General features: G+C 68.9%; 17 protein-coding genes. 9 read left to right on the top strand and 8 right to left on the bottom strand.

Going from position 1 to position 20,139, the window contains the following annotated elements; genetic code table 11:
• Position 1: 1 nt before the first annotated feature.
• Both CJ179_RS39735 and CJ179_RS39730 read right to left on the bottom strand, forming a co-directional pair.
• Complete coding sequence (locus tag CJ179_RS39735; protein ID WP_095865167.1) at positions 2-883, bottom strand: MoxR family ATPase; 882 nt, start codon at positions 881-883, stop codon at positions 2-4.
• Between the two features lie 64 nt (positions 884-947).
• Positions 948-2,228, bottom strand: a complete 1,281-nt coding sequence (locus CJ179_RS39730; RefSeq protein ID WP_072946626.1) for a glutamate-5-semialdehyde dehydrogenase — start codon at positions 2,226-2,228, stop codon at positions 948-950.
• A 113-nt stretch (positions 2,229-2,341) separates the two neighbouring features.
• On the opposite strand from CJ179_RS39730, the gene CJ179_RS39725 reads away from it, so the two are divergent.
• The 9 genes from CJ179_RS39725 to CJ179_RS39685 all read left to right on the top strand — a co-directional run bounded on the left by CJ179_RS39725 (position 2,342) and on the right by CJ179_RS39685 (position 12,352).
• Positions 2,342-3,442 carry an NADH:flavin oxidoreductase/NADH oxidase gene (locus CJ179_RS39725; RefSeq protein WP_072946577.1) on the top strand — a complete coding sequence of 367 codons (1,101 nt, stop codon included), beginning with the start codon at positions 2,342-2,344 and terminating at the stop codon, positions 3,440-3,442.
• A 243-nt stretch (positions 3,443-3,685) separates the two neighbouring features.
• On the top strand, positions 3,686-5,155 hold the full coding sequence (locus CJ179_RS39720) for an MFS transporter (protein ID WP_095865166.1): 1,470 nt from the start codon (positions 3,686-3,688) through the stop codon (positions 5,153-5,155).
• Positions 5,156-5,164: 9 nt separating this feature from the next.
• A complete protein-coding gene (locus CJ179_RS39715) occupies positions 5,165-6,031 on the top strand; it encodes a ribokinase (RefSeq protein WP_095865165.1) in 867 nt (288 codons plus the stop codon).
• A gap of 57 nt (positions 6,032-6,088) precedes the next feature.
• Positions 6,089-8,188 (top strand): ATP-dependent DNA helicase RecQ, encoded by a 2,100-nt coding sequence (locus CJ179_RS39710; protein ID WP_095865164.1) that lies wholly within the window; start codon positions 6,089-6,091, stop codon positions 8,186-8,188.
• 151 nt (positions 8,189-8,339) lie between these two features.
• A complete protein-coding gene (gene ectA, locus CJ179_RS39705) occupies positions 8,340-8,852 on the top strand; it encodes a diaminobutyrate acetyltransferase (RefSeq protein WP_009474013.1) in 513 nt (170 codons plus the stop codon).
• A 27-nt stretch (positions 8,853-8,879) separates the two neighbouring features.
• Positions 8,880-10,142: a diaminobutyrate--2-oxoglutarate transaminase gene (ectB, locus tag CJ179_RS39700; protein ID WP_095865163.1), complete on the top strand. Its 1,263-nt coding sequence runs from the start codon at positions 8,880-8,882 to the stop codon at positions 10,140-10,142.
• Positions 10,143-10,159: 17 nt separating this feature from the next.
• Entirely contained in the window at positions 10,160-10,558 is a 399-nt protein-coding gene (locus tag CJ179_RS39695) for an ectoine synthase (protein WP_012688262.1), read from the top strand.
• Positions 10,559-10,567: 9 nt separating this feature from the next.
• Positions 10,568-11,503, top strand: a complete 936-nt coding sequence (locus tag CJ179_RS39690) for a D-isomer specific 2-hydroxyacid dehydrogenase family protein (protein WP_072946572.1) — start codon at positions 10,568-10,570, stop codon at positions 11,501-11,503.
• 21 nt (positions 11,504-11,524) lie between these two features.
• Positions 11,525-12,352 carry an NAD-dependent protein deacetylase gene (locus CJ179_RS39685; RefSeq protein ID WP_072946571.1) on the top strand — a complete coding sequence of 276 codons (828 nt, stop codon included), beginning with the start codon at positions 11,525-11,527 and terminating at the stop codon, positions 12,350-12,352.
• Between the two features lie 3 nt (positions 12,353-12,355).
• Here CJ179_RS39685 and proB read toward each other — a convergent pair whose 3' ends face one another.
• The 6 genes from proB to ndk all read right to left on the bottom strand — a co-directional run bounded on the left by proB (position 12,356) and on the right by ndk (position 20,137).
• Entirely contained in the window at positions 12,356-13,456 is a 1,101-nt protein-coding gene (gene proB / locus CJ179_RS39680; protein ID WP_012688265.1) for a glutamate 5-kinase, read from the bottom strand.
• The gene (obgE, locus tag CJ179_RS39675) at positions 13,453-14,913 is read right to left on the bottom strand and encodes a GTPase ObgE (protein WP_072946570.1); all 1,461 of its coding nucleotides are present in this window, start codon (positions 14,911-14,913) and stop codon (positions 13,453-13,455) included. The genes proB and obgE overlap by 4 nt, the downstream gene beginning before the upstream one ends.
• Before the next feature lie 156 nt (positions 14,914-15,069).
• Positions 15,070-15,333, bottom strand: a complete 264-nt coding sequence (gene rpmA / locus CJ179_RS39670; RefSeq protein ID WP_012688267.1) for a 50S ribosomal protein L27 — start codon at positions 15,331-15,333, stop codon at positions 15,070-15,072.
• 42 nt (positions 15,334-15,375) lie between these two features.
• The gene (rplU, locus tag CJ179_RS39665; RefSeq protein ID WP_005248081.1) at positions 15,376-15,687 is read right to left on the bottom strand and encodes a 50S ribosomal protein L21; all 312 of its coding nucleotides are present in this window, start codon (positions 15,685-15,687) and stop codon (positions 15,376-15,378) included.
• A 206-nt stretch (positions 15,688-15,893) separates the two neighbouring features.
• Complete coding sequence (locus CJ179_RS39660; RefSeq protein ID WP_095865162.1) at positions 15,894-19,259, bottom strand: translation initiation factor IF-2 N-terminal domain-containing protein; 3,366 nt, start codon at positions 19,257-19,259, stop codon at positions 15,894-15,896.
• A 458-nt stretch (positions 19,260-19,717) separates the two neighbouring features.
• Positions 19,718-20,137, bottom strand: coding sequence for a nucleoside-diphosphate kinase (ndk, locus tag CJ179_RS39655; RefSeq protein ID WP_087559506.1), 420 nt, complete (start codon positions 20,135-20,137; stop codon positions 19,718-19,720).
• Positions 20,138-20,139 lie beyond the last annotated feature (2 nt).

The following is a 20,139-nucleotide window of genomic DNA, read 5'->3' as shown; positions in this document are numbered from 1 at the left end:
TTCAGTTCAGTCGCAGCTCGGCAGAGGCCCGCAGCTGGTCGGATTGGTGCTTGAGAACGACACCCAGCGTCGCGCGCACGGCGTCGTCGTCGAGGGTGTCGAGCCCGAGCGCCAGGAGGGTGCGACCCCAGTCGATGGTCTCGGCCACCGACGGCAGCTTCTTCAGCTGCATGCCGCGCAGCACACGGATCGTCTTGACCAGCTGCTCGGCCACCGCCTCGGGCAGTTCCGGCACCCGGCTCGCGAGGATCCTCCGCTCGAGTTCGGCGTCGGGGAAGTCGAGGTGCAGGAACAGGCACCGACGTTTGAGCGCCTCCGACAGTTCGCGGGTGGCGTTCGAGGTGAGGACGACGAACGGCTTGCGCGTGGCGGTGATGGTGCCCAGTTCGGGGACGGTGACCGCGAAATCGCTGAGCACCTCGAGAAGCAGGCCCTCGATCTCGACGTCGGCCTTGTCGGTCTCGTCGATCAGCAGCACCGTCGGGTCCTCGCGCCGGATGGCGGTCAGCAACGGCCGCGACAGCAGGAACTCCTCGGAGAAGACGTCCGCCTTGGTGGCGTCCCAGCTGTGGTCGCTGCCCGCCTGGATGCGCAGGATCTGCTTCGCGTGATTCCACTCGTACAGGGCGCGGGCCTCGTCGACGCCCTCGTAGCACTGCAACCGCACCAGTTCGGCGCCGGTGGTCTCGGCCACGGCGCGGGCCAGCTCGGTCTTGCCGACTCCGGCGGGACCCTCGATGAGCAGGGGCTTTCCGAGCCGGTCGGCGAGGAACACCGCGGTCGCGGTGCCCTTGTCGGACAGGTAACCGGTTTCGGCGAGCCGAGCGATGACGTCGTCGACGCTGGCGAAGAACGGCTTCGTGGTGGGCAGTGCGCGGTCCACGCTCGCTCCTTTCAGAAGGGGTGACGGGCAGAGGGGGCTTGACGGAAGGGACGGCCGGCGGGGTCTAGACCGGGCGGGTGTGCCCGTCTCCCCACACGATCCACTTGGTGGACGTCAGTTCGGGCAGGCCCATCGGTCCGCGGGCGTGCAGTTTCTGCGTGGAGATCCCGATCTCGGCACCGAATCCGAACTGCTCGCCGTCGGTGAAGGCGGTGGAGGCGTTGACCATGACGGCGGCCGCGTCGACCCGGGCGGTGAACTCGCGGGCGGCCGCGAGGTCGGACGTCACGATGGCCTCGGTGTGGCCGGTGCCGTACCGGTCGATGTGCTCGACCGCGGCGTTCAGGTCGTCGACCACCTTGAGTGCCACGTCGAGGGTGAGGTACTCCTCGGACCAGTCCGACTCCGTCGCGGGCACCAGCCCGGGCAGGTCCCCGTGCACGGTCACACTGTGCATCTGCAGGGCCTGCAGGAGCTTCGGCACCGCCGTCTCGGCGATCGCGGCGTCGACCAGCACGGTCTCCGCGGTGTTGCAGACACTCGGCCGCCGCGTCTTGGAATTGAGCAGGACCCGTTCCGCCATCTCCAGATCGGCCGCCGCGTGAACGTAGACGTGGCAGTTGCCGACGCCCGTCTCGATCGTCGGGACGGTCGCGTCGCGCACCACGGCGCTGATCAGACCGGCCCCGCCGCGGGGAATCACGACGTCCACCAGCCCGCGGGCCTGGATCAGGTGCGTCACGCTGGAGCGGTCCTCGCTCGGCAGCAACTGCACGGCGTCCTCCGGCAGCTGCTGCGCCGCCAGCGCCGCCCGCAGCGCCACGACCAGCGCTGCATTCGACTTCGCCGCGGACGAGGAGCCGCGCAGCAGGGCCGCATTACCCGACTTCAGGGCCAGCCCGAACGCGTCGACGGTGACGTTGGGCCTGGCCTCGTACACCATGCCCACCACGCCGAGCGGAACCCGCAGCTGACGCAGTTCGAGACCGTTCGGGAGTGTGGAGCCGCGCACCACCTCACCGACCGGGTCGGGCAGCCCGGCAACCTGACGCAGACCGGACGCGATCCCCTCGATCCGTTCCGCGGTCAGCCGCAGCCGGTCGAGCAGGGAGTCCTCGGTGCCCGACGCCCTGGCCGCCTCGATGTCGGCGGCGTTGGCGGCGAGGATGTCGGTGGACGCGGCGAGCACGGCGTCGGCCGCCGCGTGGAGCGCCGCATCCTTCTGCGCGGTGGTGAGCAGCGCGAGGACCCGCGACGCGGTGCGGGCGCGACGGGCCGCTGCGTGGACGGCTTCACGGGTATCCACCGTGGCACCGGCCGACGAGGTGGAAGTCACTGCAGTCATGAACACAGCCTATATACAGGGCTGGACACCCCGCGGAGCGGGAAGGGCGGGAATGATTTCATCCCCAGGACGGGTTGCGACTGGTCGAGACCATCAGAGGTAGGAGTGCTGCAGTGAGCGTGTTGTTCGAACCCATCACCTTCCGTGGAGTCACCGTCCCCAATCGAGTGTGGATGGCGCCGATGTGCCAGTACTCGGCCGACGTGAGCGGCAGCGACGTGGGGGTGCCGGGCGACTGGCACCGGACGCACCTCGTGACGCGGGCCATCGGCGGTGCGGGCCTGATCCTCACCGAGGCGACGGCCGTCAGCCCGGAGGGCCGCATCAGCCCGGCCGACCTCGGCATCTGGAACGACACCCAGACCGAAGCCTTCGCGCAGATCAACGCGCAGCTCGAGTACTTCGGCGCGGTTCCCGGCATCCAGCTCGGTCACGCCGGGCGCAAGGGGTCCGCGCACGTCCCGTGGCGCGGCGGGGGGAGCCTCGACGACGACGATCCGTTGTCGTGGCGGACGGTGGCGCCGAGCGCGATCGGTTTCGGCGGCCACACCCCGCCCGCGGCGGCGACGGACGAGGACATCCGGAAGGTGGTCGCGGACTTCGCCGCCGCCGCCGAGCGGGCGTCGCGCGCAGGCTTCAAGGTGGTGGAAGTCCATGCGGCACACGGCTATCTGCTGCACCAGTTCCTCTCGCCGGTCAGCAATCACCGCACCGACGAGTACGGCGGCAGCTTCGCGGGCCGCATCCGTCTCCTGCTGGAGGTCGTCGACGCGGTGCGCAGCGTGTGGCCGGCCGAACTGCCGGTCTTCGTCCGGGTGTCGGCCACCGACTGGTTGTCCGAGGAGCCGGGGCTGGACGCGGACAGCTGGACCCCGGATCAGACCGTCGCCCTCGTGCAGGCGCTCGCCGACCTGGGCGTCGACCTCGTCGACGTCTCCAGCGGCGGCGTCGCGTCCGCGCGGATCCCGGTCGGCCCCGGATACCAGGTTCCGTTCGCCCGCCGCATCCAGAACGAGACCACGGTCCCGGCCGCCGCGGTGGGGCTCATCACCGAGCCGGAGCAGGCCGAGCGGATCGTGGAGTCGGGAGAGGCCGTCGCGGTGTTCCTCGGGCGTGAACTGCTGCGCGACCCGTACTGGCCACGAAAAGCCGCACTGGTATTGAATGCCCAGGTGACGCCGCAGATTCCGGCGCAGTACGCACGGGCGTACTGACACTCGGGCCGACAAGCCCCCACATCCTTTGCTACGGTAATCGCTCTTACAGCTGGTAGTCCCGCACCCCGGACAGTGGAGCGGGACCGACCGACGAGCCAGAGCCGATCGGCGGGGGCCGCATCGCGCCGAAGGGCCGTGGGTTGCCGAACCCGACCAGCAATCGCCGTGCGGGCGACGAAAAGATGCGTGCATCAGGTACGTGCCCCGTGCGGGTGATAACTGCGCTGGGGAGCGCAAGACATGAATGCACCAGATCACTCGATCACGTCGGCCGAGGTGGCCGAATCACCTGATGTCACGGTCACCGACGAAGCCTCCGTCAAACGCGCCGTCAAGGCCACCATGCTCGGTAACGCCATGGAGTGGTTCGACTTCGGCGTGTACGCCTACCTGGCGACCACGATCGGCAAGGTCTTCTTTCCCGAGGCCAGCGGCACCGCACAGCTGCTGTCGACGTTCGCGATCTTCGCCGCCGCCTTCGTCGTCCGCCCGCTCGGTGGACTGTTCTTCGGTCCGCTCGGCGACCGGATAGGCCGCAAGAAGGTGCTCGCCACCACGATCATCCTGATGGCGGGCAGCACGTTCGCCATCGGCCTGATCCCGAGTTACGGATCCATCGGGCTCGTGGCACCGATCCTGCTGGTGCTGTTCCGGCTCGTGCAGGGCTTCTCCACGGGCGGCGAGTACGGCGGCGCCAGCACGTTCGTCGCCGAATACGCACCGGACAAGCGCCGCGGGTTCTTCGCGAGCTTCCTCGAATTCGGCACCCTCGCCGGGTATGTCGCGGCCGCGGGACTGGTCACCATCATCAGCACCGTGGTGAGCGCCGACGCCCTGGTCGACTGGGCCTGGCGGATTCCGTTCCTGCTCGCCGGTCCGCTGGGTCTGATCGGTCTCTACCTGCGGTTGCGGCTCGAGGAGACGCCCGCGTTCCAGCAGATGGAGCAGGCCGAAGAGCGTTCGCTCGCAGACGAATCCACGGGACGCAAACTGCGCGAGACGCTGGTGGAGAACTGGCGTCCACTGGTGCTGTGCGTGATCCTGGTCGCCACCTACAACATCGCCCACTACGGCCTGCTCAGCTACATGCCGACGTACCTGTCGAACACGCTCGGCTACGACGAATCGCACGGTCTCGTCCTCATGATCATCGTCATGCTCATCATGATGGTAGCGATCAGCTTCGTCGGAAAGCTGTCCGACCGGGTCGGTCGTAAACCGTTGCTGCTGGCCGGTTTCGTCGGATTCTTCGCGTTGTCGCTGCCGGCGTACCTCCTCATCGGGGTCGGCCACTACTTCACCGTCTTCCTCGGCCTCGCAATCCTCGGCGGCCTGCTGCTGCTGTTCGTCGGAGTCTTCCCGTCGGTCCTTCCCGCGCTGTTCCCCACCGGGATCCGATACGGCGGCCTGGCGATCGGATACAACCTCGCGGTGTCGATCTTCGGTGGCACCACTCCCCTGGTGCTCACGGCGCTGCAGGACGCGACGGGCAGCGACCTCGTCGCACCGATGTACATGATGGCCGCGGCGGTCGTAGGCGGGATCGCGGTGCTCCTCATCTCGGAGACCGCCCGCAAGCCCCTCGAGGGTTCGCCGCCCGCCGTGGCCACGGACGCCGAGGCCCGCCGCATCCTGAAGCGTCTCCGCCGCACCAAGGGCGAGGCATCCACGACGCCCGCACAGGAGACGGCGGCCGCCGACGCGGGCTAGTCTCGGAATATGTCCGCTCCCAGGGTCGCCGTGGTCGGCAGCGTCAACATGGATCTGCTGACGGCGACCGAACGGTTACCCGGGCCCGGGGAGACGATCCTGGGCAGCGCCTTCGCCGCCACCCCCGGCGGCAAGGGCGCCAACCAGGCGATCGCCGCGGCGCGGGCGGGCGGGGCCGTGACATTCATCGGGGCGGTCGGCTCCGACGTGTTCGCCCTCGATCTGCGGCAGGCCCTCGTCGACGCCGAGGTCGACACCCGGTACCTGCGGGAGGTCGACGGGCCGAGCGGGATCGCGGCGATCACCGTCGACGCCGCAGGCGAGAACAGCATCGTCGTGGTCCCGGGCGCCAACAGCACCGTGGTGGACCTGACACCCGCCGAACTCGCCGCGGTCGCGGACGCCGACGTCCTGCTCTGCCAACTCGAGATACCTCTCGGCACCGTGGTGGCCGCGGCGGCGCACGCCGCGGCCCACGGCACCGTCGTGATGGTGAATCCGTCACCGGCGCAGCCACTTCCGACCGAACTCGTGGAGCTGATCGACGTGCTGCTGGTGAACCAGACCGAGGCCGCGCAACTCGGCGCCGAGGTCATCGGCGCCGTCTCCCACGTCGTCACCACGCTGGGGTCGTCGGGCGCGGACTACGCGGGCAGTGACGGCACCACGCTCCACGCCGACTCGCCGGCGGTCGTGGTGGTCGACACGACCGGCGCGGGCGACGCCTTCGCGGGCGCCCTCAGCGTGTCGTGGCGCGGCGGCCCCGGGACCGCCGTCCCGTTCGCGTGCACGGCGGGCGCACTCGCGACCACCCGCCGCGGCGCCTCCACGTCGTCGCCCACCCGCACCGAGATCGAGGCGGCCATTCCCGGCTGAGCGCCCCCTGCACTCGCCTGGATCGTCCGTGTCACCCCGGTCGTGCACCATGGGGGCATGACGACCGCCACCGAACCCGCACTCCGTGACGAGGCCGAACGGCTGCTCCGCGAGCTGGCAGGCGAGCACGCCACCCTCCGCGACGACCAGTGGACGGCGATCGAGGCGCTCGTGGTGGGCCGCAGACGGGCGCTCGTCGTCCAGCGGACGGGCTGGGGCAAGTCGGCGGTCTACTTCATCGCGGCGAAGCTCCTGCGGGCACACGGGCACGGTCCCACCGTCATCGTGTCGCCGCTCCTGGCGCTGATGCGGAACCAGGTGGCCTCGGCCGAGCGCGCCGGTGTGCGCGCCGCCACCATCAACTCCGGGAACGTCACCGAGTGGGACGACATCCACACACGGGTCGCGGACAACGAACTCGACGTGCTGCTGGTCAGCCCCGAGCGGCTCAACAACCCCGACTTCCGCGACCAGGTCCTGCCCTCCCTCGCCGCCGACGCCGGCCTCGTCGTGGTCGACGAGGCGCACTGCGTGTCGGACTGGGGTCACGACTTCCGTCCCGACTACCGGCGGATCCGCACGCTGATCGCCGAGCTGGGCGAGGGTATCCCCGTGCTGGCCACCACGGCCACGGCGAACGACCGCGTCGTCTCCGACGTCTCCACGCAGCTCGGGGTGGGCGGCGCGGAGACCCTCGTCCTGCGCGGCGGCCTCGAACGCGAGTCGCTGCACCTGTCGGTCGTGCAGATTCCGGAGGCCACCGCCCGGGCCGCGTGGCTCGCCCAGAAGCTCGACAGTCTGCCCGGCTCGGGCATCATCTACGCGCTCACCGTGTCGGCGGCCCGGGATCTGGCAAGCCTGCTGTCCGAGCAGGGGCACACGGTCGCCGCATACACCGGGCAGACCGACGCCGCCGAGCGCGAGACCCTCGAGCAGGACCTGCTCGGCAACCGCGTCAAGGCGCTGGTGGCCACGTCCGCGCTCGGGATGGGGTTCGACAAGCCCGACCTGGGGTTCGTGGTACACCTCGGTGCGCCGTCGTCGCCCATCTCCTATTACCAGCAGGTCGGGCGCGCAGGCCGGTCCACCGACCGCGCCGAGGTGATCCTGCTGCCCGGATCCGAGGACAAGCAGATCTGGAGCTATTTCGCGTCCGTCGCGTTCCCCCGCGAGCACGTGGTGCGCCGGGTGATCGAGGTCCTCGATACCGATCGGCCGCAGTCCACGCAGGCGCTCGAACCACTCGTGGAGCTCGGCCGCACCCGGCTGGAGATGGTGCTGAAGGTTTTGGACGTGGACGGCGCCGTGCGCCGGGTGCGGGGCGGCTGGGTGGGCACCGGGGAGCCGTGGGCGTACGACGCCGACCGGTACGAGCGCCTCGAGCGGGCCCGCGAATCCGAGCAGCAGGCGATGATCGAGTACCAGCGGATCACCACGTGCCGGATGGCGTTCCTGCGCGAGCAGCTCGACGACCCGGGTCTGGCGGCGGGCACGTCGGACTGCGGGCGGTGCGACAACTGCACCGGAGAGCGCCACGACGCGACCGTCGACGCCGAGGCGGTGCAACAGACCAGAGCGCGCCTCGAGCGCCCAGGCGTGGATCTGGCGCCCCGCAAACAGTGGCCCACGGGCCTCGCGAAGCTCGGCGTGAAGCTGTCCGGGAAGATCTCCGACGGTCCCGAACCGGGTCGCGTGCTGGGCCGGCTGTCCGATCTGGGCTGGGGTCAGCGCCTGCGCTCCCTGCTCGACGAACCGGACGGACCGGCGCCCGACGCCGTCCTGAAGGCCTGCATCCAGGTGCTGGCGTCCTGGGACTGGGCCGAGCGTCCCACGGCGGTGATGGCGGTCGAATCGGCCACCCACCCGCTTCTGTCGGCGTCGATCGCGGGGCAGCTGGCCACGGTGGGCCGGCTCACCGACCTGGGAGTTCTGCGGCTGCGCCCCGAGCATCCGCCGGTGTCCGCAGCCAACTCCGCCTACCGGGTGGCGGGGCTCGTCGACGCCTGGGAGACCCCCGGCGTTCCCGAAGGCACCGGACCGGTGCTGCTCGTCGACACCCTCACCGACACCGGGTGGACCCTCACGATGGCCGCGCGGACGGTCCGCGCGGCGGGTGCCGCGTCGGTTCTCCCCTTCGCGCTCGCGAGTCTCAAATAGGCGCAGTGTGTCGCTTGCGGTTCACCCAAAAGTTACATAATGTGATCAGCATCACTTTGCATGTCTCACCTGCAAAGCTCTGCCGCCTGAACTGTCCAATTTCGCGAGGCACGTGAAATCGAAGGGGATGGTTGTTAGGTTCGAATTTCCAATGACGCCTGTTCAGAAGAGTGCCATCCCGACCACCGCGCCGGACGCGGTGTTGTTCAGAAGTCCAGAGATCACTGACGGAGTCCGGCTCTGGGAGATCGCCAGGAACACGGAAGTGCTCGATCTCAATTCGAGCTACGCATACCTGTTGTGGTGTAGAGATTTCAGCCGATCGTCGGTCGTCGCAGTCGTCGACGAACGCGTCGTGGGGTTCGTATCGGGCTTCATCCGCCCAGAATCCCCTGCGACGCTGTTCGTCTGGCAGGTTGCCGTAGACGCCGACCAGCGCGGCAAGGGAATTGCAGGTCGTATGTTGAGCGCGCTGCTCGATCGCCTTGCACCCGAAGGGATTACCCATCTCGAAACGACGATCAGCCCCGACAACGAGGCTTCGATCGCACTGTTCACAGCATTGGCGCGTCGCCGAGATACGGCGATCAACAAGCAGGAACTGTTCTCCCCTAACGATTTTCCCGATGGACACGAAGCCGAAGATCTGTACACGATCGGCTAAGAGCATGCCCCGGAGGAATGCAGCAACATGACTAACATCGATACGAACATTTTCGAGAGCCTCGAGTCCGAGGTTCGCAGCTACAGCCGCGGCTGGCCCGCCGTCTTCGAGTCGGCGTCCGGATCGTGGATCCGCGACGAGAACGGCCGCGACTACCTCGACTTCTTCGCCGGCGCCGGTTCGCTGAACTACGGCCACAACAACCCGGTCCTGAAGTCGGCGCTCGTCGACTACATCGTCGGCGACGGCATCACGCACGGCCTCGACATGTCGACCGTGGCCAAACGTGACCTGCTCGAGACCTTCCAGGACAAGATCCTGAAACCGCGAGGTCTCGACTACAAGGTCCAGTTTCCCGGACCCACCGGCACCAACACGGTCGAGGCCGCACTGAAACTGGCGCGCAAGGTGACGGGTCGTTCGTCGATCATCAACTTCACCAACGCTTTCCACGGCATGACGCTCGGCGCCCTGTCGGTCACCGGTAACTCGATGAAACGCGCCGGCGCCGGAATCCCGCTGGTGCACGCCACCCCGATGCCGTTCGACAACTACTTCGACGGAGTCACCGAGGACTTCCACTGGTTCTCCCGCGTGCTCGACGACTCGGGCAGTGGCCTGAACCGTCCGGCCGCCGTGATCGTCGAGACGGTGCAGGGTGAGGGCGGCGTCAACGTCGCTCGCCCCGAGTGGCTGCGCGCCCTCGCGGACCTGTGTGCCGAACGCGACATCCTGCTGATCGTCGACGACGTCCAGATGGGCTGCGGACGCACCGGGCCGTTCTTCTCGTTCGAAATCGCCGGCATCACCCCGGACATCGTCTGCCTGTCGAAGTCCATCGGCGGATACGGCCTCCCGATGGCGCTGACCCTGTTCAAGCGTGAGCTCGACGTGTGGGGCCCGGGCGAGCACAACGGCACGTTCCGTGGCAACAACCCGTCGTTCGTCACGTCGAAGGTCGCCCTGGACCACTACTGGTCCGACGACACCCTGCACAAGTCGACGCTGGCCAAGGGCGAGAAGATCCACCAGGCGTTCACCGAGCTGGCGAACCAGTTCGAGGGTTCCGTCTCCACCCGCGGTCGCGGCCTCGTCCAGGGCCTCGTCTTCGACGAGCCGGAGCGCGCGGGCAAGGTCTGCGCACTCGCCTTCGACGAGGGACTGCTCGCGGAGACGTCCGGACCGTCCGACGAGGTGGTCAAGCTCCTGCCGGCGCTCACCATCACCGACGAGGAACTGGACCACGGCCTGGCCATTCTCGCCGACGCCACCGGCAAGGTCTGCAGCTAGAGAGAGGACTGACACCCATGATCGTTCGCACCACCGCAGAAATCACCGACACCGAGCGCGACATCACCAGCGAGGACGGGAACTGGCGCAGCAAGCGCATCATCCTCGGCGGCGACAAAGTGGGTTTCTCGTTCCACGAGACCACGATCAAAGCCGGTTCGGTCAACGAGTTCCACTACGCCAACCACGTCGAGGCCGTCTGGCTCGTCGAGGGAACCGGCAAACTGATCGACCTCGACAACGACAAGGTCTACGAACTCGGCCCCGGTTCGATGTACCTGCTCAACGGTCACGAACGTCACCGCGTCGAGCCGGAGACCGAAATGCGGATGCTGTGCGTGTTCAACCCGCCCGTCACCGGCCGTGAGGTCCACGACGAAAACGGTGTCTACCCCTTGATCGAGGTTCCCGCGTAAGTTCGACCCATGGCCGACGACGCTGCTGTTCCAGCTATAGCCATCGGACCCGCCCCGGACCCGCTCCTCGAGGATGCGGTGCGCCGGGGCGGTGCCCGTGTGGCACCCCTCGAGTCCGCGGACGCACTGGTCTGGACCACGGGTCCGATCGGGTTCCCGGATCCGCTTCCCGAGAAGATCCGCTGGGTGCAGCTGAACTCCGCGGGTGTCGAGGAGTGGTTCGCCGCGAAGGTGATCAGACCCGACTCCACCGTGCTGTGGACGTCGGCGGCGGGCGCGTTCGCCGCCACCGTCGCCGAGCACGCGCTGACCCTGCTGCTTGCCGGGGTGCGGGCGCTGCCCGAGCACCTCGAGGCGAAGACCTGGCGCCAGCAGGAGTTCTTCTCGAAGGTCGGCACCCTGCGGGGCACCACGGTCGCGATCGTGGGCGCCGGCGGTATCGGCCGGGCGCTGATCCCGATGCTCGCGGGCGTCGGTGCCGACGTGATCGCGGTGAATCGCTCCGGCAGCCCGGTGCCGGGCGCGATCGAGACGCTCCCCACCACCCGGCTGGGCGAGGTGTGGGCCCGGGCGGATCACTTCGTGCTCGGCGCTCCCGCCACCGACGCCACCCACCATCTGGTCGGGGCGGCGGAGTTCGCGCAGATGAAGCCGACCGCGTGGGTCATCAACGTCGCGCGCGGCTCACTCGTCCACACCAATGCACTGGTGAAAGCGCTGCGGGACAACACGATCGGCGGAGCGGGACTCGATGTCACCGACCCCGAGCCGCTACCCGACGGTCACCCGTTGTGGAATCTGCCGAACGTGATCATCACCCCGCACGATTCCAACCCGCCTGCGGTGCGTCCCCCGGCGTTCGCCGAGCACGTAGCGCTGAACGTCACCCGCTTCGTCGCAGGTGAGAATCTCACCGCTCTGATCGATCCCGTCGTCGGGTACTGAACCGGCGCTATTCTGGAGTGCGTGTTCGCCCCACTGATCGACGTACTCGGGGGCCGGCGCCTGTGTGTGATCACCGGCGCCGGCATCTCGACGGACTCCGGGATCCCCGATTACCGCGGTCCGGATTCACCCCCGCGCAACCCCATGACGTATCAGCAGTTCACCGGTGACCCCGAATTCCGCCGCCACTACTGGGCACGGAACCACCTCGGGTGGCGGCACATGGACGCCGCCCGGCCCAACTCCGGCCACCGCGCCCTCGCCGGGCTCGAACGGGCCGGGGTCGCGAGCGCGGTCGTCACCCAGAACGTCGACCTGCTGCACACGAAGGCCGGAAGTCGCCGGGTGATCGACCTGCACGGCACGTACGCCCAGGTCCGGTGCCTGACGTGCAACGCACTGATCTCGCGGGCGACGCTCGCCGACCGGCTCGAGCGCGCGAACCCGGGATTCGCCGAAACCGTCGCCGCCGCACAGGGAGTGGAGATCGCACCGGACGCCGACGCGGTCGTCACCAGCACCGAGCATTTCCGGATGGTCGACTGCGAGGCGTGCGGAGGCATGCTCAAACCCGACATCGTGTACTTCGGCGAGTCCGTCCCGAAACCGCGGGTCGCGGCCGCCTACGACGTGGTCGACGAGGCCGAGGCACTGCTGGTGGCCGGGTCTTCGCTCACCGTCATGTCGGGACTGCGCTTCGTCCGGCGCGCCGCCAAACGCGGAATCCCCATCGCGATCGTCAACCGGGGAGCGACGCGCGGCGACGAGTTCGCGACACTCACCGTGCACGCCGGCTGCTCGGAAGCCCTCACCGCGCTGCTCGACGCGTCGTCCGCGCTGCCCGCCTGACCTCTAGAGCGGCACCAGGTCGTCGGCGTGGACCACGGGGCGCTGCATTTCGGCAGGCAGTTCCTGGGTCGACTTGCCGAGGATGTCGCTGATCTCGGCCGAGTCGTAGGCCACCACTCCCCTGGCCACGGGACGTTCCTCGGGGCCGAGGAGTGACACGACGTCGCCGCCGTAGAACCGTCCCGACACCGCCGTGATGCCCGCGGGCAGCAGCGACCGGCGCCGGGTGACGACGGCCCGGACGGCGCCCTCGTCGATGTGCAGGATCCCCTGCTCGTCCGCGGCGTGCCGCACCCAGAACTTGCGCGCCGACAACCGGGACGGCCGGGCCGCGAACGCGGTCCCCACACTGGCGTCCCGCAGCGCCGCCCCGGCGTCCGAGGCGGCGGCGAGCAGCACCGGAACACCGGCATCGGCCGCGAGGCGCGCCGCGGACAGCTTGGACGCCATCCCGCCGGTGCCGAGGGCGCCGCCCGAGCCGGCGACCACCCCGTCCAGATCCTCGGGGCTGTTCACCTCGGGAATCAGCGTCGCATTGCCCTTGCGGGGGTCGCCGTCGTACAGCCCGTCGACATCCGACAGCAACACGAGTGCGTCCGCGCCGACCAGGTGCGCGACGAGTGCCGCGAGCCGGTCGTTGTCGCCGAATCGCAGCTCCGCGGTGGCGACGGTGTCGTTCTCGTTGACGATCGCGACCGCGTGCAGGGCGCGCAAGCGGTCGAGGGTGCGCTGCGCGTTGCGGTGCTGTGCGCGGCGGGCGATGTCGTCCGCCGTCAGCAGCACCTGTCCCACCGTGCGCCCGTATCGGGCGAACGAGGTACCCCAGGCGTGGGCCAACGCCAGTTGGCCGACGCTCGCGGCGGCCTGCTTCGTCGCCAGGTCCCGCGGCCGCTTGGTCAGCCCCAACGGGGCCAGACCCGCGCCCACCGCCCCGGACGACACGACGACCACGTCGGAACCGGCACGCATCCGTGCCTCGATCGCGTCGGCCAGCGCGTCGAGCCGACCGACGTCGAGCCCGCCGACCAGACTGGTCAGCGCCGACGAGCCGATCTTCACGACGATGCTGCCCGCCGACGCGACCGTGCGCCGGGTGGCGCTCACTGGTCTTCGGGGTCGAGGCCTTCGAGACCGCGACGGACCCTGGATGCGTGCTTACGCTCGGTCGCGCCGATGCGCTCCACCTGATCCAGACGTGGGTCGGTGCCGCGCCCGGTCCGGGTGAGGTCGACGCCGGCGGGTGTCTGGGGCTCCCAGTCGAAGCTCACGTTGCCGATCGTCACGGACGCACCGGGCTCCGCCCCCTGCTTGACGAGTTCGGTTTCCACACCGAGCCGCGCGAGGCGGTCGGCGAGGTAGCCCACGGCCTCGTCGTTGTCGAACTGTGTCTGCCGCACCCAGCGTTCCGGCCGCGTGCCGCGGACGATGAACCCACCGGGGATCTCGGGATCGGCGATGACGCTGAAGCTGTTCTCGTTCGCGATCACCGGGCGGATCACCTGACGCTTCGGCTCGGCCTTCGGGTTCGCCTCACGGTAGTCCGCAACCAGCTTCGCCAGCGCGAACGTCAACGGGCGCAAGCCTTCTCGACTGACGGCCGAGATCGTGAAGATCGGCCATCCGCGGGCCTCGAGATCGGGGGTGACCATCTCGGCCAGTTCGGCCGCCTCCGGCACGTCCGCCTTGTTCAGGATCACGATGCGGGGGCGGTCCGCGAGGTCACCGAGCCCGGTGTCCCCGGACAGCGCGCCCTTGTACGCCGCGAGTTCGGCCTCGAGCGCATCGATGTCGGAGATCGGGTCGCGGCCGGGGTCGAGCGTCGCGCAGTCGACGACGTGGGCCAGCACGGCGCACCGCTCGAGGTGGCGCAGGAAGTCCAGCCCGAGTCCGCGGCCGTCGCTCGCGCCGGGGATCAGCCCGGGCACGTCGGCCACCGTGAACGTGGTGTCGCCGCTCGACACCACGCCGAGGTTCGGCACGAGGGTCGTGAACGGGTAGTCGGCGATCTTCGGCTTCGCCGCCGACAGCACGGACACGAGCGAGGACTTGCCCGCCGACGGGAACCCGACCAGCCCGACATCGGCCACGGACTTCAGTTCGAGGACCAGTTCCCGCTCGACACCGTCCTCACCGAGGAGTGCGAAGCCCGGCGCCTTGCGTGCCTTGGACGAGAGGGCCGCGTTGCCCAGTCCGCCGCGGCCGCCCTGGGCGGCCTCGAAGCGGGTGCCGACACCGATGAGGTCGGCGACGATCCGGCCGTCCTTGTCGAGGACGACGGTGCCGTCGGGGACCTTCAGGATCAGGTCGTCGCCCTGGGCGCCGTCGCGGTTGCTTCCCATCCCCTGCTTGCCGTTGGTGGCCTTCGCGTGGGGGTGGAAATGGAAGTCGAGAAGGGTGTGGACGTTGCCGTCCACCTCGAGCACGACGTCACCGCCACGCCCGCCGTTGCCGCCGTCCGGGCCACCGAGCGGTTTGAACTTCTCCCGGTGTACGGAGGCGCAGCCATTGCCGCCTTTTCCGGCGCTGACGTGCAGCACGACGCGGTCAATGAATCGGGACATGACTGCCGGATCCTTCCTCAGTCAATTGTGTTGATCTCTGAAACTGTGTTGATCTCTGAAACGAACAATAGGGGCGGACCGGGTATCTCGACCCAGGTCCGCCCCTATTGGGAGCTTGAAACGTCCCTCACGGGACGATGCATACTCGCGGCAGGACTAGACCTCTGCCGCCGCCGGAACGATGTTCACGGTCTTGCGTCCACGCTTGGTGCCGAACTCGACGGCACCGGCGGAGAGAGCGAACAGCGTGTCGTCGCCGCCACGACCGACGTTGACGCCGGGGTGGAAGTGGGTTCCGCGCTGACGCACCAGGATCTCGCCGGCGCTGACGGACTGGCCGCCGAAACGCTTCACGCCGAGTCGCTGAGCATTTGAATCGCGACCGTTACGGGAGCTGGATGCACCCTTCTTATGTGCCATGTTCTTGACCCTCCTCGGGTGAAATCAGCTCTGAAGCTCTAGCTACTTGATGCCGGTGACCTTGAGGACCGTCAGCTTCTGCCTGTGGCCCTGACGCTTGTGGTAGCCGGTCTTGTTCTTGAACTTGTGGATCCGGATCTTCGGGCCCTTGGTGTGCTCGACGACCTCACCCGTGACCGAGATCTTGGCCAGCTTGTCGGCGTCGGTCGTCAGATCGGATCCGTCGACGACGAGAACGGGAGCAAGCGAGACAGCAGTGCCGGGCTCACCCTCGATCTTCTCGACCTTGACGAGGTCACCAACAGCGACCTTGTACTGCTTTCCGCCGGTCTTGACGATCGCGTACGTTGCCATCGGAGGGCTACCCCTTGCTTCTTCGAACTTGCTCGCGCCACAGTGTGCGCGACTGGTCTGGTGTGACGGCTAGCTCGGTCGAGATCGCGCAGCCTTCACAGGTGAGGGCACAGCTGACCTTCATCGCCGAGTAGCGACTGGTCAAGGTTACAGGAAGGCAACCGTTCCGTACAAACCGGCGTCGATTGCCTTCCCGTGTTCCCTCGTCAGTGGTCGGCGTCGACCGGCGGGCCTGCCGGACGTGCCGCGGCCCGTCGACGCCGCGGCTTGCGCGGCGCTGCCTGCGGATCCGCGCCGTCCGACGAGGACGCCGCCGGTCCGCTCACGGTCGAAGCCGACATGGCCGGCTCCGGTTCCGGTGCGTGCTCCGCGCCGGGCTCCGGCGTCGGAATCACGAACACGGTCCCGGCACTCGGGGTTTCGGACACCGGCGCTGCCGCTGCCCTCGACACTCGGCGACTCCTGCGCCGCGTCGGGGCCACCGGCTCCGGTGCGGGCTCGGGTTCCGGTGCGGGTTCGAGTGCGCGCTCCACGACGGGTTCCGGGGTCTCGGCGACCGGAGCCGCTTCGGCCGGTGCCGCTTCGACAACGGGCGCCTCGGCCGCAGCTTCCACGGCTTCCTCGACGACAGCCTCTTCGACGACGGCTACCTCGGCCTCGGGTGCCACGACGGCTTCCGCAGCCGCCGCTGCGGGCGCCTCGGCCACGGCCTCCTCGATCCCGGGCAGCTCCGCCTTGTCCGCGGCCGCAGCCTCCGCCTTGTGCGCGGCCTCCTCCTCGTGATGGTGGTGTGCCATCGCGAGAGCGACCGGGTGGGCCCGCTTCACGGTGGCATCCACCGTCGGGGCCTCCTCGTGCACGGGAGCCTGCGGAGTGTCCCCGCCGGACGACTTGTCGCGTCCCCGCTTCTTGCGGGAACCGCCGGCGTCGCCGCCGCGGGAAGACCCGCGTGCACCGGTGTCCTCGGACGTCTTCACCTCGATCGGCTCGGCATGGACGATGATGCCGCGGCCGTGGCAGTGCTCACACGTCGTGGAGAACGCCTCGACCAGACCGGTGCCCAGCTTCTTCCGGGTCATCTGCACGAGCCCGAGCGACGTCACCTCGGACACCTGGTGGCGGGTGCGATCGCGGCCCAGGGCCTCGGTCAGACGTCGCAGCACCAGGTCGCGGTTCGACTCGAGCACCATGTCGATGAAGTCGACGACGATCATGCCGCCGATGTCCCGCAGGCGCATCTGCCGGACGATTTCCTCGGCAGCCTCGAGGTTGTTCCGGGTGACGGTCTCCTCGAGGTTTCCGCCGGCACCGGTGAACTTGCCGGTGTTGACATCGACCACGGTCATGGCCTCGGTGCGGTCGATCACGAGCGTGCCACCGGACGGCAACCAGACCTTGCGGTCGAGCGCCTTCGCCAGCTGCTCGTCGATGCGGTGCGCCTCGAAGACGTCGACGCCGTTGTCCGACGTGTGCTGCGCGAGCCTCGGCATGAGGTCGGGCGCGACGGACTTGATGTACGACTCGACCGTCGACCAGGCCTTCTCGCCCTCGATCACGAGCTTCGAGAAGTCCTCGTTGAACAGGTCGCGGATGACCTTCACGAGGAGATCGGGCTCCTCGTAGAGGGCCTGCGGGTTGCCGGACTTGCCGGATTCCGCCTTCGCGGCCTGAGCCTCGATCCCGGCCCACTGCTCCTGCAGGCGCGTCACGTCGCGGGCGAGTTCCTCCTCGCTCACACCCTCCGACGCGGTCCGGATGATGACTCCGGCGTCCGAGGGCACGATGTCGCGCAGGATGTCCTTGAGGCGCTTGCGTTCCGTGTCGGGCAGCTTGCGGCTGATCCCGGTGGACGTGCCGCCGGGCACGTAGACGAGGAACCGGCCCGCGAGGCTGATCTGCGTGGTCAACCGCGCACCCTTGTGCCCGACCGGGTCCTTGCTGACCTGGACCAGCACCTGGTCGCCGGGCTTGAGCGCCTGCTCGATCTTGCGGGAGTTGCCACCGAGCCCGGCGGCCTCCCAGTTGACCTCACCGGCGTACAGCACGCCGTTGCGGCCGCGGCCGATGTCGATGAACGCCGCTTCCATGCTGGGCAGCACGTTCTGGACGCGCCCGAGGTACACGTTGCCGACCATCGAGGCCGACGCCGACGTGGTCACGAAGTGTTCGACGAGGACACCGTCTTCGAGCACGGCGACCTGCGTCGTCGCGTGCGGTTGCCCGGTGGCGACGCGGTCGCGCACGACCATGACACGGTCGACGGCCTCGCGGCGTGCCAGGAACTCCGATTCCGTGAGGATCGGCGGACGGCGGCGGCCGGCATCGCGGCCGTCGCGGCGACGCTGACGCTTCGCTTCGAGCCGCGTCGAACCGGTGATGCCCTGGACCTCGTCCTTCGAGCGGCTCTTGTTGCGAGGCTCACGCTCGTGCACGACGGTGTTCGGCGGATCGTCCTCGGACGTGGCGTCTCCCGACCCCTCGCCACCGGACTTGCGACGGCGACGACGGCGGCGGCGACGGCTCGAACCGTCGGAGTCACCCTCACCGGTCTCTTCGTCGCCGGACTCCGCTTCCGCCTGCTCGACGTCCGCGGGCTTCTCCTCGGACTCCTTCTTCGGCTTCTCCTCGGGCACCCGGCTCGGTGTCTCCGCGCCCTTCTCCGTGCCCGTGTCTTCGCGGCCCTTGTCCTCGCCCGCGGACTCCTCGGCCTCGGCACCCTCGGTGTCGGTATCGGTGTCCTGTTCGTTCGGCTGCTCGCCCCGGCCGCGGCCGCGGCCGCGACGGCCACGTCGACGACGACGCGGCTGATCGCCGTCGACGTCGGACTCGTCCGATTCGGTGTCGGCGGTTCCGGTGTCCGTGGCCTTCGCGGGCTCGGCGACTTCCTCGCGCGACTCGGCGACGGGCGGCTGCTCGGTGGTGGGTTCGGGCGTCCCGGCGTCCCGGCGACTGCGCCGGCGACGCGGCGGCGTCTCGACCGCCGCGAGGTCGGGCTGCAGGAAGAGCGGGACCTGAGAAACGGCGGGAGTCTCGGCGGGCTCCTCGGCAGCGGGCGCCTCGGCCTGGTAGGCGGCGGTGGTGAACAGGTCGTGCCCGAGGTCGGGTTCGGAAACCGCGGCCTCCTCGGCGACGGGTTCCGGGCTTTCCTGGGCCGGGGCTTCCTCGGCGGGAGCCTCCGGCTGCTCGGCCTCGGCAGCCTTCTCGGCCTCGGCAGCCTTCTCGGCGACCGCTTCCTCGACGTCCGCAACCGGTTCCGGAGCCACCTCGACGACGGCCTCCGCAGCCGGGGCCGCCGCTTCCGGTGCAACCTCGGCGGGCGCCTCGGCAGGAGTGGTCTCCGTAGCGGTGAATCCGGCGTATACCCGCTCGGCGATGTCGCGTTGCAGGCTCGACTGCGCACTGCGCAGTTCCAATCCGAGGGCCGCGGCCTCGGCGAGAACCTGCTTGCTCGTCACGCCCAGCAACTTCGCGAGGGCGTGAACGCGAATCTTCTCCGGAAGAGCGGGAACCGCGCTCCCGGCGGTGGCCGTATCGTTCGGCTCTGAATTTGTGGGCGGCGCTTGATCGGCCACGTAGTCTCCTCAGCCCCCGGGCGCGTCCACTCCCCTGTCTGGGAATGTCACGCGGCCACGCGAGGGCGCAGTATGTGTACTCGCGCCCCAGATGTGAGCGCGAGATTGTCTGGTCTCGCTCCACACAGCGCGTGCAGTGTCCGTTTTCACTGCACACCCATGTAGTGCCTTGCGGATGGCCGTGGTCCGCGGTGCGAGCGCCTGATCATCCAGCGTGCCGATACGCCCAGGTATTTCCTGTTGACGTAGGGGCAGCGATGAAGGGCATCGAGCCGTGGTGTCATCCGGTCGAAGCCACGTGGTGCACAAATTGCGGTCCGACCACCCTCAGTATCCCACACGTGTGCCGCGGTCCGTGCCAGCGGCGCACGTATCGTTCTGGAACATGTTCCGTTCGCGATGGCGCCGCCGGCCCGGAGGGCAGGTCGGTGGATCGAGGGGTGGGTGGAGAGGGTGGGTCAGTTGGCGGCGAGCTGGGGGAACCAGAGGGCGATCTCGCGCTCGGCGGACTCGACCGAGTCGGAGCCGTGGACGAGGTTCTCCTGGGCTTCGAGCCCGAAATCACCGCGAATCGTGCCCGGAACAGCCTTCTCGACCGGGTCGGTGCCGCCGGCGAGCTGCCGGAACGCCGCGATCGCCCGGGGACCTTCGAGGACTGCCGCGACGAGCGGGCCGCCCGTGATGAATTCCAGCAGGCCGGGGTAGAACGGGCGGCCTTCGTGCTCGGCGTAGTGGGCGGCGGCGATGTCGCCGGGAGCGGTGCGCAGCTCGAGCGCGGAGATCGTCAGACCCTTCCGCTCGATACGACCGAGGATTTCTCCTACATATCCGCGGGCAACGGCATCGGGCTTGATCAGTACAAGGGTGCGCTCAGTCACGG

Source organism: Rhodococcus sp. ACS1 (genome assembly GCF_002300155.1).
GTDB lineage: Bacteria > Actinomycetota > Actinomycetes > Mycobacteriales > Mycobacteriaceae > Rhodococcus_F > Rhodococcus_F koreensis.
Note: the sequence above shows the minus strand (reverse complement) of the source record. Positions and strands in the feature narration are given on the sequence as shown.